12 protein-coding genes and 1 tRNA gene are annotated in these 13,644 nt (G+C 62.1%); 5 read left to right on the top strand and 8 right to left on the bottom strand.

The window, feature by feature from the left end; translation table 11 throughout:
* The first annotated feature begins 1 nt into the window (after nucleotide 1).
* Nucleotides 2–727 carry a WbqC family protein gene (locus tag D7S89_RS19865; protein WP_220702187.1) on the top strand — a complete coding sequence of 242 codons (726 nt, stop codon included), beginning with the start codon at nucleotides 2–4 and terminating at the stop codon, nucleotides 725–727.
* Between the two features lie 47 nt (nucleotides 728–774).
* Here the strand turns inward: D7S89_RS19865 and D7S89_RS19860 are convergent, their stop codons facing one another.
* From D7S89_RS19860 to D7S89_RS19835, 6 genes are all read right to left on the bottom strand, one after another.
* Nucleotides 775–1,755: an aspartate aminotransferase family protein gene (locus tag D7S89_RS19860; protein WP_121280239.1), complete on the bottom strand. Its 981-nt coding sequence runs from the start codon at nucleotides 1,753–1,755 to the stop codon at nucleotides 775–777.
* A gap of 57 nt (nucleotides 1,756–1,812) precedes the next feature.
* Nucleotides 1,813–2,961: a DegT/DnrJ/EryC1/StrS family aminotransferase gene (locus D7S89_RS19855; protein ID WP_121280236.1), complete on the bottom strand. Its 1,149-nt coding sequence runs from the start codon at nucleotides 2,959–2,961 to the stop codon at nucleotides 1,813–1,815.
* A 109-nt stretch (nucleotides 2,962–3,070) separates the two neighbouring features.
* Nucleotides 3,071–4,282 carry a class I SAM-dependent methyltransferase gene (locus D7S89_RS19850; protein WP_121280233.1) on the bottom strand — a complete coding sequence of 404 codons (1,212 nt, stop codon included), beginning with the start codon at nucleotides 4,280–4,282 and terminating at the stop codon, nucleotides 3,071–3,073.
* Nucleotides 4,283–4,562: 280 nt separating this feature from the next.
* Nucleotides 4,563–5,549: a flagellar motor protein MotB gene (motB, locus tag D7S89_RS19845; RefSeq protein WP_121280231.1), complete on the bottom strand. Its 987-nt coding sequence runs from the start codon at nucleotides 5,547–5,549 to the stop codon at nucleotides 4,563–4,565.
* A gap of 13 nt (nucleotides 5,550–5,562) precedes the next feature.
* Nucleotides 5,563–6,435, bottom strand: coding sequence for a flagellar motor stator protein MotA (motA, locus tag D7S89_RS19840; protein WP_121280229.1), 873 nt, complete (start codon nucleotides 6,433–6,435; stop codon nucleotides 5,563–5,565).
* Nucleotides 6,436–6,810: 375 nt separating this feature from the next.
* Nucleotides 6,811–8,109, bottom strand: coding sequence for a chitinase (locus D7S89_RS19835; RefSeq protein ID WP_281273170.1), 1,299 nt, complete (start codon nucleotides 8,107–8,109; stop codon nucleotides 6,811–6,813).
* A gap of 545 nt (nucleotides 8,110–8,654) precedes the next feature.
* Here D7S89_RS19835 and D7S89_RS19830 point away from each other — a divergent pair.
* From D7S89_RS19830 to D7S89_RS19820, 3 genes are all read left to right on the top strand, one after another.
* Complete coding sequence (locus D7S89_RS19830) at nucleotides 8,655–8,834, top strand: type II toxin-antitoxin system HicA family toxin (RefSeq protein WP_121280224.1); 180 nt, start codon at nucleotides 8,655–8,657, stop codon at nucleotides 8,832–8,834.
* A 51-nt stretch (nucleotides 8,835–8,885) separates the two neighbouring features.
* Nucleotides 8,886–9,332, top strand: coding sequence for a type II toxin-antitoxin system HicB family antitoxin (locus D7S89_RS19825; protein WP_121280221.1), 447 nt, complete (start codon nucleotides 8,886–8,888; stop codon nucleotides 9,330–9,332).
* A 282-nt stretch (nucleotides 9,333–9,614) separates the two neighbouring features.
* Nucleotides 9,615–10,025, top strand: coding sequence for a hypothetical protein (locus tag D7S89_RS19820; RefSeq protein ID WP_183085276.1), 411 nt, complete (start codon nucleotides 9,615–9,617; stop codon nucleotides 10,023–10,025).
* A 101-nt stretch (nucleotides 10,026–10,126) separates the two neighbouring features.
* On the opposite strand, the gene D7S89_RS19815 is transcribed toward D7S89_RS19820, so the two are convergent.
* Nucleotides 10,127–10,202 (bottom strand) — tRNA-Arg (locus D7S89_RS19815).
* Nucleotides 10,203–10,521: 319 nt separating this feature from the next.
* On the opposite strand from D7S89_RS19815, the gene D7S89_RS19810 reads away from it, so the two are divergent.
* Nucleotides 10,522–11,418, top strand: a complete 897-nt coding sequence (locus D7S89_RS19810) for a c-type cytochrome (RefSeq protein WP_121280216.1) — start codon at nucleotides 10,522–10,524, stop codon at nucleotides 11,416–11,418.
* A 31-nt stretch (nucleotides 11,419–11,449) separates the two neighbouring features.
* On the opposite strand, the gene D7S89_RS19805 is transcribed toward D7S89_RS19810, so the two are convergent.
* A complete protein-coding gene (locus D7S89_RS19805; protein WP_121280213.1) occupies nucleotides 11,450–13,537 on the bottom strand; it encodes a UvrD-helicase domain-containing protein in 2,088 nt (695 codons plus the stop codon).
* Nucleotides 13,538–13,644 lie beyond the last annotated feature (107 nt).

The following is a 13,644-nucleotide window of genomic DNA, read 5'->3' as shown; positions in this document are numbered from 1 at the left end:
CGTGAAGTTGGGCATCATGCAGCCGTACTTCTTCCCGTACCTCGGGCATTTCGCACTGATTGCCCATACCGACGCGTGGGTGGTGTTTGACATCACCCAATACACGCCGAAGACCTGGATGAACCGCAACCGCGTGCTGCATCCAAAGGACGGCTGGAACTATGTGAACGTGCCGCTCTCGAACGGCTCGATCTCGATCAAGACCTGCGAGGCGCAAGTTCTGAACCCGGCCGATACGCGTCGCAGCGTGCTCGGCAAGCTCACGCACTACAAGAACAAGGCGCCCTATTACCGCGCCGTCGAAGCGCTCGTGCAAGAGGCGATGGGCGATGAGGCCGATACGTCGCTGGTCCAACTGAACGTGCGCGGACTGGCTGCAGTCTGCGCGTATCTCGGCCTGCCGTTTTCGTATCGCATTTGTTCGGAGCTTGCGTTGTCGCTGCCCGAGAAGCTTCCGCCGGGCGGCTGGGCGCCTGCGATCAGCGCGGCGCTCGGGGCCAGCGGCTACGTCAACCCGATCGGCGGCCGCGAGCTGTTCGATCCTACCGACTTCGCCACACACAACGTTGCGCTCGAATTCCTGTCGTTCGAAAGCCCCGTCTACGAGGTAGGCCCCTATCGCTTCGAACCGGGGCTTTCGATTCTCGACGTGCTGATGTGGAATGCGCCCGACACCGTCGTCCAGATGCTGCGCTCGGGCACAACGCTCGTGTCCGGCACGGCGTGAAGTATCCACCGCAACGATGAACGCTTGACGCCGCGATTCGCGCCGTTTTATTTGGCGGCGATGGCCTCGCGCAGCGCCGCCACCACGCGCTCGACGGTGTCGATGTCGTAACGCTGGTCGCACGGCAATGCGAGGCATTCAGTGGCTAGACGGTATTCGAGATCGTCGCGAGTCCCCGTCGCACCACGCATGTTCGGCCAATACTTGGCCACGAAGATCCGCTGCGCGGCGAGTGCCGCGTGCAGGTCCGCACGATGATTCCAGAACGGGTAGCAGAGCGGCGCATGTGCAGGCACGGCTGGCACGGGCAGCGCGTTGTCGGCACCGAGCAGCGCGTGGTAAAGCGCGTAGTTGCGCAGACGCCGCTCGACGGCCGAGCGATAGTCGATATGTGCGAGCATGCGCTGCGTGAGGGCCGACATGCGCTTGGGCCGCTGGCCGCGCAGCGTGGCACGCGCGGCACGGATGCCGTCGTAGCCGGCTTCTGGCCCTTGGTCGATGCGCATCAGTAGTGGCTCGAAGCGCCCGATCGAGCCCATGTCCTGTTCGTCTGGGAGAGGGATGTGACGGCTGGTGATCAGGTAGCCGCCATCAGGAATGCCAAAGAACTTGCGCGGCGAATAAAGCGTCGCCAGACAATCAGCGGGGGGTGCGAACAGCGCCTGCGAATTGTCGATAACGATGCGTTCGCGAGGAATGCGCGCGAACAGCTTCTCGAGCTTCGTATCGCTGATGCCGAAGTAATTGACGTAGAGCAGCCACTCGTCGTCGCCGAGCACGATGTCATCGGCGATCTCGAACTGCGTGTCGATGCGATACCGCGCGATGGGTACGCCGGCCATCTCGGGCGGCTCGAGCATCGTTTCGCAGTTGTACCAGGGCATCCAGATGCGGCTCGGCCGGCCAGCCATCAGCAGTGCGGCAAACGCCGCGCGCGCGGACTGAAACCGCCGTGCCTGCGGATATAGTTCGCCCTGCGCAAGCGGCAACTCGAGTTCGAAATACCCGCCGATCGCCTCTTGTGTCATCGCATCGCCTCGAAGAACGGGCCGCAAAGCAGCAAGCTTCGCGTCTCGCATCACACCTTACGCGGCCTGCGCAATGATATCGACGATGCGCTCGACCTGCTCGTGCGCAAGCGACGGATAGATCGGCAAGCACAACACACGCCGTGCGGCGTCCGTAGCGACAGGCAGGTTCTCGCGATTGGCGGAAGGCAGACCGCGGTACATCGGAAAATCCGAAATGAGCGGGTAGAAGTAACGCCGCGCGACGATCCCATGCTCACGCAGTTTCTCGAACAGTGCGTCGCGTTCGAGCGAATACTCGTTTTCGACGAGGATCGGGAAGTATGCGTAGTTCGCGACGGCCTCGCCGGCGTCGGCCAGGCAGCGAATACCACGCACGTGCGCGAGCCGTTCGCGGTACAGCGCATCGATGGCCTTGCGCTGGGCAAGCGCTTCGTCGACGTGACGCAACTGCAACAGCCCGAACGCGGCGTTGATCTCGCTCATCTTGCTATTGATGCCGGGCGCGACGACAGTCACTTCATCGACGTAGCCGAAGTTCTTCAGATGATCGATGTGCTGCTTCGTCTTAGCATCGGGGCAGATGATCGCACCGCCTTCGAACGTGTTGAAAACCTTCGTCGCGTGAAAGCTCAGCACCGACAGATCGCCGTGCCGCAGGATGCTGCCCTCTTGCCCACGGACACCGAACGCATGCGCGGCGTCATAGATAACGCGCAGATTGTAGTTGTCGGCGATCGCTCGGATCGCGTCGACGTCGCATGGATGACCGTAGCAATGCACGGGCATGATGGCTGTCGTTTGCGGGGTAATGGCGGCCTCGATCTTCTTCGGATCGAGGTTCAGCGTGTGCGGATCGACGTCGACGAACACCGGCTTGATGCCGTTCCACAGCAGCGAATGCGCGGTGGCCACGAACGAATACGGCGTCGTGATCACCTCACCGGTGATCCGCAAGGCCTGAAGCGCAGTAACGAGCGCCAGCGTGCCGTTTGTGAACAAAGCGAGGTGATCGACGCCGAGGTATTCGCACAGCGCGGTTTCGAGCTGCCGGTGAAACGGGCCGCGGTTCGTCAGAACCTTGCTTTCCCAGATCTTCTCGAGATAGGGAATGAACTCGTCGAGCGGCGCCATGTGCGGCTGCGTGACGAAGATGCGTTCATCGGGCTCGGTCGAAACCACTCGAATCGGTGCGCTGGCGCTCATGACGGTAACGAAGGCTTGGGTCGTTATCGGATTATCCGCATCGGCCCCGCGTTCAAAACCCGGAGATGAAGCGGAAAGGCACGCCAATTCGCGGAATCGGCGCGCGCGCTCATTTCACCGCGATCGCCACCGCGTAATGCGTTTCCCCCTTCTCCGCACACATATCGTCGAGCTCGAGCAGCTTTTCGAGCAAGTCGTAGTCTTGCGCCGCGACAATGTTGTGCAACACGTCGTTCAGCGCCAGGTGATAGATTCCGCCGCCCGTCTTGAGCACCCACGGGTTGGGAAAGATCCGGGTCAGCTCGGGCAGGATATTGGCCGAGTCTGCGCACTCGGATGGATCGACCGACATGATGCCTGCCAGCGTCGGGCGACCGACCGCCGTCGGAAGCACCTGACCTGGGCGTCCCGGAACGCCCAGATATTGAGGCGGGATCGCCTGGCGTACCGAGGTGTTGATCGCGAGCAACTGATCGGACCATTGCATGCGCGTCGGCCCGACGAAATCGTCCATGAGCAGCACGCCGCCTTTGCGCAGCACGCGCCAGCTCCATTCGAGCGCGGCCTTGACGTCGAACATGTGATGCAGCGAATTGTTCCAGTACACCAAGTCGTACACGGCCTCCTGCGTTTCGGCAACGAGCCCGTCTTCCATACGGAAGGTCATGTTCTCGGAAAGCCCGGCCTCGGCGGCTTGCGCGCGGCCCTGATCGATCGCGACCGACGAGAGTTCGAACAACGTGAAGTGCCGCACGAGTCCGCTCTTGATGACATTGCGCTCCTTGGACCCGGTTCCGCATCCGACCGATACGCCGCGAGCGAACGGAACCCGGTCGGCAAAACGTTGAAGTGCGAGCCGATGCAGCCCGGAGGAGAGTCCCGGCAACGGTTCGCCGCAGACACGGCGATTGATGCGCCGGACAATGTAGTCGCTCTCCCACCAACGCGTCGTCAGCGTGTTTGTCTTGCTGTACTGGGTGGACCAGTAACCACCGATCTCGGCGGCCCGTCCGACGTGGATGAGTTGCTGGCCGTTCGGCAGGCTCGCGCCCCATGGCTCGACACGGACATCGAGTGCATTCGAGCCGTCCTTCAACCAAGGCTTGAGATTCACGGAAAAACCGCGTGCACCCGGAAATCCTGCGGCGACCGCATCGGGACGCGGGTTCTCGCAGGTGGCGACAACCGCCTTCTCGCCGTTGACATAAAAGGCGAGTCTCACCGGCGAGTCAGGCTGCGCCGCGTGGGCGGCCCAGCCGGAAACAGCCACCGCTGTGGCCTGGTCGACCCATCCGGTGAAGGCTTGTGCGTTCATCGTCATGACAATTCGTGAGTAAAGGATGAGGCGGTGGCTGAACGCTTTGCAGGCGGCACGAGCTGGTCGCCTCCCCAGACCGAGCCGCCCCGGAAACGCTTAGTCGGAGCCTCGCATGGCCTCCGCGAGCGTGCAAGATTATCGGGTTATGCCCCCAATAGATCGAACGAGAAGGCCGGAAATTCAGCGCCAGTTTCGGAGTTTGGCCAGGACAGGCCCCGCCTGTCGCAGCCGCTTGAATCGGCCGCACGGCGAAGCACGGCGAAGCACGGCGAGTTTGCGGCCGTTACGAGGCGTTTGCTGGCGCTACATCGCGGTGCATCGCCACCGGCTTGACCGCCTCTTGTAGCGAAGGCACGGCCGGCTGCGAACCGTCAATCGTCGTCGCCCGTCCGCCATCGCGGAAGAACGCCTGCTCGGCCGCCTTATTCATCACCAGGATGCTGATACGGCGGTTCGTCGGCGCATTCGGATCGTTGCCTTGCATCGGCAGTACGTCGGCGAGGCCTCGCACCTGCAGCAGCTTCTCCTCGTGCATGCCGCCCCCGACGAGCGCACGGCGCGCCGCGTTCGCACGTTCCGAAGACAGCTCCCAGTTCGTATAACCCGCCTGGCCGCCGCCATAGGGCACGTTGTCGGTATGGCCCGCGAGCGAGATGCGGTTGCCGACGTCGTTGAGCGCCGCACCGATCTGCGTGAGGATCGCGACGGCATAATCTTCCATCTTCGCGCTACCCGAGGCGAACATCGGCCGCTTCTGCGAATCGACGATCTCGATGCGCAGGCCCTCGGCCGTGATCGAGATGCGGATCTGGTCCTTGTAGGCATTCAACGCTGGCGTGTGCTCGATCAGCGCCGTGAGCTTGGCCTTCAGCTGCGACAAGCGCTGCGCCTCCTCATCGGCATTGACGCGCACCGGCGTGGCCACGGGCTGCTGAGGCTGCGCGTTGATGCTGGGCCGCGTATCGGCGATCGTCTGGCCACCGCCCTGCACGACGCTCGGGCGCACCGCGTCGGCGGTGTGCTTGCCGCCGAGAATCGTCGAGAGCGGCGTATTGAAATAGTCTTCGATGCCCTGCTTCTCGTACTTCGACGTCGAGCTCAGCAGCCACATCAGCAGGAAGAACGCCATCATCGCGGTCACGAAGTCCGCGTACGCGATCTTCCACGCGCCGCCGTGATGGCCGGCATGCTCCTCCGCGCGCTTATTGCGGCGTATGACGATGCTCATCGGCCGCTTTTCGGCCGCCTCGCGAGAAAGTCTGTCTCCCATCGCTCGCGCTCCGTCAGGACGATGCCTTCGGCATCTTCGTCGCGCGCACCGCGTCGTCGAGTTCCTGGAACGTCGGACGATCGAGCGTGAACAGCACCTTACGGCCGAACTCGGCGGCGACCGACGGCGCGTAGCCGCTCAACGACGCCAACAGCACGGCCTTCACGCAGTGGTAAGGCTTGGCGGCGGCACGCCCTTTCGCATGCAGCAGTTCGGCCACGGGGCCCACGAAGCCGTAGGACAGCAAAATACCGAGGAACGTCCCCACGAGTGCGCCGGCAATCATCTCACCGAGCACCGCCGGCGCCGCGCCGACCGAACCCATCGTATGCACGACACCCATCACCGCTGCGACGATCCCGAACGCGGGCAAGGCGTCGGCCATCTTCTGGATCGCGTTGGCAACGAGCGATTCTTCGGCGTGGTGCGTGACGAGCTCCTCGTCCATCAAGTCCTGCATTTCGAGCACGTTGATGTTGCCGGTCGACATCATGCGCAGATAGTCGATGATGAAGTCGCGCAGATGGTGGTCGTTGACGATGCGCGGATACTTCTGGAACAGCACGCTCTCATCGGGATTGTCGACGTCGGCTTCGAGCGTCATCATCCCTTCCTTGCGGGCCTTCTGCATCAATTCATAGAGCAGCGCGATGAGCTCGATGTACTTCGACTTGTCGTAGCGCGGCCCGTGAAAGCACGTGGGCAGCGCCTTGAGCGTCTTTTTGAGCGTGGAGACGGGGTTGCTGACGACGTAGGCGCCAAATGCCGCACCGAAAATACACAGGAGTTCGAATGGCTGGAGGAGCGCCATCAGATGACCGCCCTCGAACACGAAACTTCCAATCACCGAAAACAGTACGACGACCCAACCAATTGCGACAAACATGCTCTCTCCTGTTGCAGCGGGCTTAGACCCGCAGGCACATGTCGCAGTGATTCGTCAAGGCGAACGATTGCTTCGTTCACCTATCCTTCATCGCGTAATCATGGCTTTCGCGATGAAACCGGTGCGGATTCTTCACCGGTTCGACGAACGCTGCGGCGTGGCCTCGTGTTCCTTTCCTAACTGGCTATCGGCGCAAAAGGGTCGATGCTGAAGAGTCAGACTCGGCGAAATGTCGTGTAGGGAAATCGGAAGGGCCGTATCAGCGCTTGCTGACAGGCAGATTTTTTGGAGTGGCAAGTGCGAGGCGCGGCCTTTCTCGGCCGCGCCGCTCTTACTTCAGTCGAATGCATCGAAAGCGGACACGCACTGTCGAACTCAGCCTTGCTTCACCCACACGCCGCCCGCACTCGGCACATTGCCCTGCGTCCACCACTGTGCGCAGTACTTTGCGCCCTGGTACATCACGCATTGGCCGCTGGTATAAGCGATGCTCGCCGACCACGTCGGGGTCGCGCCAGACTCGAGCTGCCACACCGATGATTGCCCTGGCACGTCGCCCTGCGTCCACCACTGCGCTTTGTACGTCGAACCTTGGTAGGTGACCTCCATGCCCGCCGTGTAGACCTTGGCGGCCGACCACGGCGCAGGGGTACCACCCGTGCCGCCTGAACCGCTGCCGCCGCCATAGTTCGGGTCTTTCGTCACGCCCGTGCCCCAGTGGTCGGCGAACTGCCCGAGGATCGAGGCGAACTGATAAGGCGTCTGCGCGACACCCGAGCAGCTGTCGGAGGCGGAGCCGCCGGGGCCGCCCGGACAAGCTTGATCGCGCCCGACGGACCAGTTGCTGAGCAGACCATAGCCGTTGTTCTTCGCGGCGTTGACGAGGCTCTGCGCGTTGTCGAGCGTGAACGTTTCGCCTTGCGTATCGTTGACGCCGATCATCGGCGTCACGCCGACCAGTTGCCACAACTGTGCGTTGGTCTTCGTCTGACCGACGGACTTGTACGCCGTGTCGAGTTGCGAGTAGGTCGACTGAGCCGCCTGGATCGCGGCCTGCCCCATATCGAAACCCGAGCCGCCGTAGTCCATCGCCATCACGTTGACCGTATCGATCGCCACGTTGTTGGCGATCGCCGCGTTGACCACGTTCAGGCCGTCTTGCGTGAGGCCACTCGCCAACACGGGCACCGTCAGCGTCACGTGGAGCGGCGTGCCCTTCGCCGCTTGTGCCGTTTGTATCTGGGCGACGGCCTGGAAGTTGCGCGCGAGCGCTGCAAGGTCGTCTTGCGCGGTGCCTTCGATGTCGAAATCGATGTGCGTGAGGCTGTACGTGTCGACGACGGTCTGAATGGCCTTCTGCAATGAAGCGACATCGCTGCATACCTGCATCAGCGGTGTGCCGTTTTCGCCGCCGAACGATACCGTCACTTCGCCACCCTTGCCGCGATAGTTCGAGATGCCTGTCGCGATCGCCGTCAGCAGATCCGAACTGATGCCGGGCCCGACGTCCTGGACACCGCCCCAGGAGGGGACGCAGCCGTTCGAACTACCGACGATGAACGCCAGCGAAAACTGCTGAATGCCTTGCTGCACACCGATCTGGTCGACGATGGGCGTGGGCCACGCAGTCAGGTCGACGTAGGGCGCGTAAATGCTGCTCGCCTGCGAAGCCATTGCACACAACGACAGCGCCGCTGCAACGAAAACCTTGATTGAAGTTCGCTTCATGGGTTTGCCTCATTGCGGTTGAATGCGCCGGCCGCGCGGCCAGCACGCCTTGCGCGTCCGGCGAGGGGTGAGCCGCTGAATATCGTAGGCAATGAATTGATGAGTGCAACGCGTGTTGCGTCAACCTGCCAGCTTGCAGGGGGTGCCGGGGACTTCGAAGGATGGCGCTTAGCCGTGCGGGACAAGGACACACGGCATTTTGTAATGCGATGCCTACTCGATTTGGTAGTCCTACTTTTTTTGATAGGCGGTGAGCAACTTATTCATATCGCCATGTGAAGTGAGCACCCATATCGCATATTTAACGCGGCAGCTCGAAGGCGATGGTTCGATTCGAGCTGCCCATCGTCGACCTTAGTGAACGCCCGGCCGACGTCTGAAAATCCCATGACTCGCTCATCCCTGCAGAGTAACGCGTAACACTTTTGCTTACACCACTTGCCACAAGTAACCATTTTTGTTTACATTCATGTTCGACGGTGCGGTGAAAGGTGAAGCAAAGTGAATTCAAACGCCGGCTTGCTCGGCGAGGTGCGACGTTCGCAGAAGGGTCGAGACACACCAAGATCTTCCTCAACGGTCGTCAGTCCGTTATGCCACGACACCCAAGCGCCGAATTAGGTGAAGTGACTCGGAAGCTCATATTGAGGCAACTCGGTATCGACGGATGATCGCCATCCCCCAAACGGGGCTGCCTCCTGAATCGAAGACAGGAATCGACAATGTTCAACTACCCTGCTCGCGTTATCCCCGACGGCGACGCCGGATTCGCAGTCAAATTCCGCGATATTCCGGAAGCGATCACCTGCGGTTCTACGCGTGAGGAAGCGATCGACATGGCCAGCGATGCGCTCGTCACGGCAATGGACTTCTATTTCGACGACAAGCGTCCCGTCCCCATGCCCTCCACCCCGAAGCGCGGAGATGTGCTGATCGGTCTACCCGCCAGCGTGGCCGCAAAAGTCCTGCTCTTGAACGTGATGCTGGCTAAGAACGTCACGCCAGCCGAGTTAGCTCGCCGGCTCAACACTCGGCGGCAAGATATCAACCGCGTGATTGACCTCGGCCATGCCACAAAGATCGACACCATCGCCGCGGCCCTTTTCGCGCTTGGCATGGATCTGGAACTATCGATTAAACCAGCGACGCGTGACGCGGCAACTGTGTGATGCTGGCGGAACGCCCAAGGCGCGAACCCAGCTCACCTGCTACCGCGAACGTGTTGCGATGCGCACTCACTCACTCCGCTGCATCCCTTCCTTGTTTCAAGCAAACTAGCTAACCAGCGTCACACCGCACACCGCAGCATATGTGCCAGCGCGCGGGCAAACTGCGCTGACCAGTTCATTAACAAGAAAAGGGAACAAACCAGAATGAAGACCGCATTGGCCATCGCTATCTCGTTTTGCACGATCCACGCCGTTGCGGGACCACTCGGGCAGGGTACGCCCTTGGACAACATCAAGGCAATCAATGTGACTGGCGCCAACGGTGGCCAGGATGGCGGTCAGGACCGGAATCGCGAAGAACTTGCGATTGCCGTGATCGACGCCTCCGGCCCCGTCGCCAGCGCAAAGTGCACGTTGTCGAACGATAAGGGCGATTGGTCAGTCACTGCACCCGATACCGTCAGCGTTCGCCGGTCCAGAGGCGACCTGAAAATCCACTGCGAAAAGCCCGGCTACGATCCGGTAGAGAGCGTGCTCCAAGCATCGACGACGCAAATCACGCCGAAGCATTTCAGGTTCAGTACGGATGCCGGGGGCGATGGGAGTGACGAGGAGGAGTCGTTGATCACGGTGCCGCAATATGGGCCGTCGATTACGGTGACGCTGAATGCGAAGTCCGGGGCGACTCAATAGCTGCGGCGGGGAATAATCGCTCGTGACCCACGGTGAAAAGCCCCTGCGGGGGCCCTTTTTCACGCAGTATCATCAGTCGAGCAAGACAGACTGGAAGAATTTGGCGCGCCCGGCTGGGATCGAACCAGCAACCCCTGCCTTCGGAGGGCAGTACTCTATCCATTGAGCTACGGGCGCGTTCAGCGCGAAGGCACCGCCGCCCGTGGGCGCAGTACCAAGCGAGACCGAGAGCATACCCGGTTTCGCCAACCCCGTCCACCGGGCCGCCTGTCAAGCCCCCTCAATCGCACCCCAATAATCGCCGACGCGTCATGCGTTCCGATTTTCCGGGTAAACGCCTGCTGAAACCACTGCCGCTCCCGCTCGCCGACGCCAAAACGTTGCGTCTATAATCGCCGTGTTTGGATCGCATTTAAGTAAGTAAGTCGTTGCCGTTCAAGCCGTTGCCGTCACGCTGTACCGCTCACCAACAATATTCACGGGAGACGAGACAAGCATGAGCGAAGCACCACACGGAACCCCGATCAAAACCCCCGCGCAGCTCATCGCCGTGGTCATCGCCGGTTTCGCAATTCCCGTCGTCGCGATCTTGCTGCTCGCGAACTACGTCAATGAATCCGTCCGCACGGGCGCCGGTACCGACTTGCGGTCGGACGTCGCCAAACGCATCGCCCCCCTCGCACAAGTCGACGTGCGCGACGCCAACGCGCCCCATGTCTTCAAGACGGGCGAACAGGTCTATCAAGCCGTCTGCTCCGCCTGCCATGCAACCGGCACCGCCGGTGCACCGAAGTTCGGCAACAGCGGCGACTGGGCACCGCGCATCGCGCAAGGCTTCGACACGCTGCTGCACACTGCGCTGACCGGCAAGGGTGCGATGCCGGCGCGCGGCGGCACGAGCCCCGACGACTACAGCGATTATGAAATCGCCCGCGCGATCGTCTACATGGCCAACCACGGCGGCGCCAATTTCCCCGAACCCGCCGCGCCGGCCGCCAAGACGCAGCAGGCCGGACAAGCTACTTCAGGCGCCACCGCGCAAGAAGCCAGTGCAGGGGCTGGCGCTGCCAACGAGCAAGCGGCGGCAGCAATCGCTGCACTCGGCAGTGCATCGCAGTCCAATGCAGCGCCGGCCACGGCCAGCGCCGACAGCGCGCAAGCCGGCAAGGCGCTCTATCAGCAGGTCTGTCAGGCCTGCCACGCGGCCGGCGTGCTCAACGCGCCGAAGTTCGGCGACAAGGCCGCCTGGGCACAGCGCCTGAAGGACCCGATGGACGTCATCTACAACTATGCGCTGCACGGCAAAGGTCAGATGCCGCCGAAGGGTGGCTCGAACGCGTCCGACGCCGACATCAAAGCCGCCGTCGATTACATGGTCAGCGCAGCGAAGTAACCGGGCCCCCTGCTGGTCAGGGGGCAGAGGTTCAGGGCTTCTGCAGCAGCGCCTTCAAGCTCGCGAGCCGGTCCTTCGGCGTCATCGGCGCTTCTTCGGGCGTCGGCGGCGGCGCCTCGTCGAGCCCCATCTCGGGGATGAAGCGCGACGGCTCGCAAACCACCGTCTCTCGCGCGCGCTTGCGCTTCTTGCACCAGTTCAAGTGCAAGCTGCGCTGCGCGCGCGTGATCGCCACGTACATGAGCCGCCGCTCTTCTTCGACGCGCGAGTCGTCGATCTCGTCGTCGGGGCCGCCGCGGTGCGGCATGATCCCCTCTTCCACGCCGACGAGAAACACGTGCGGATACTCGAGGCCTTTCGACGCGTGCACGGTCGATAGCCGCACCGCGTCAGGATCTTCCTCCTTGCCCTCGAGCATCGACATCAGCGCGACCGTCTGAATCAGGCCCAGCAAGTCCTTGCCAGTGTCGGCCAGGCCGTCGGCATTCTCGTAGCCACCCGTTTCGCCGTCTTCGGCCTGCTCGGGTTCGGGCTTCGTGCCCTTGCGCTTGAGCCACTCGAGAAACTCGAGCACGTTCTGCCATTTCGATTGCGCCTGCCGTTCGTCGTACGTGTCGTACAGGTACGCCTCGTAATGGATCGCTTCCATCAAGTCGTCGAGGAGCGTCGTCGCCGCATCCTTCGTCGCCCGGTCGGCAATGCGCTGCATGAAATCGCAGAACACGCGCAGCGGCTCGATCTGCCGCGCCGACAAGCGCGCCTCGATGCCGCCCATGTACACGGCCTCGAACAGCGACACCTTCGCCTGCCCAGCAAACGAGCCCAGCGCTTCGAGCGTCGTGTTGCCGATGCCGCGTCGCGGCGTCGTGACGGCGCGGATGAAAGCGGGATCGTCGTCGTGGTTCGCGATCAGGCGCAGGTACGCGCAGATATCTTTGATCTCGGCCTTATCGAAGAACGACTGCCCGCCCGACAGCACGTACGGAATGCGCTCGCGGCGCAACACCTGTTCGAAGATGCGCGCCTGGAAGTTGCCGCGATAGAGAATCGCGTAATCGCGAAACTGCGCGCGCCGCTCGAACTTGTGCGCCGAGAGCCGGAACACGACCGATTCGGCCTCGTGCTCTTCGTCGTTACAAGGCGTCACGGTGATCGAGTCGCCCATGCCGTGCTCGGACCACAACTTTTTCTCGAACAGCTTCGGGTTGTTCGCGATGACGTTGTTGGCGGCAGTCAGGATGCGCACGGTCGAGCGGTAGTTCTGCTCGAGCTTGATCAAGTGCAGCTTCGGGTAATCCTTGCCGAGCTGTGCGAGGTTCTCGAGCGTAGCGCCGCGCCAGCCGTAGATGGCCTGATCGTCGTCGCCCACGGCCGTGAACGCCGCGCGCGGCCCCGCCAGCAGCTTGAGCAGCTCGTACTGGCAGACGTTCGTGTCCTGGTACTCGTCGATCAGCAGATAGCGCAGCTTGTTCTGCCAGCGCTCACGCACAGCTTCGTTGCTGGCGAAGAGCTCGGTGGGCAGACGAATGATGTCGTCGAAGTCGACGGCCTGATACGCATGCAGCGTCGCTACGTAGTTGCGGTAGACGATCGCGGCCAGATGCTCGTCTTCGTTCGACGCGGTGGCCAGGGCGGTCTCGGGATCGATGAGGCCGTTCTTCCACAGCGAGATGATCGTCTGCACCTTGCGGATGAAGCCTTTGTCGGTCGAGCCGACCTGCTCCTGGATCATCGAGAAGCAGTCGTCGGCATCCATGATCGAGAACTGCGGCTTCAGGCCCAGATGCTCGGCTTCCTGACGCAGGATCTGCACACCAAGCGAGTGGAACGTACAGACCGTCAGCTGGTTGACGGGCACCTTGCGCCCTTCCTTGCCGGGCGTCGTCAGCGTCTTGCCTTCGAGCAGCTTGCCGACGCGCTCGCGCATTTCGGCCGCGGCCTTGTTCGTGAACGTAACGGCCGCGATATGACGCGGCTCGAAGCCCTTCGCTTCGATCAGGTGCGCAATCTTCTGCGTAATGACACGCGTCTTGCCACTGCCCGCGCCGGCAAGCACGAGACAGGGGCCGTCGAGATAGCGCACCGCTTCGCTCTGGGCGGGATTCAATCCTGCGGACATCGTCTGTGGAGGGTGTAACGGGTTGGCGGCTCGCGCGCCGACACACGTTCGAGCAAGCAAACGCGTCGGCCAGCCGTGGGAGGCAAGTGCGCGATGTTAACACGGAT

The sequence above is a fragment of the Trinickia fusca genome (assembly GCF_003628145.1).
Classification (GTDB): Bacteria; Pseudomonadota; Gammaproteobacteria; order Burkholderiales; family Burkholderiaceae; genus Trinickia; species Trinickia fusca.
The sequence above is the reverse complement of the archived record's forward strand: the minus strand, read 5'-3'. Positions and strand labels throughout refer to the sequence as shown.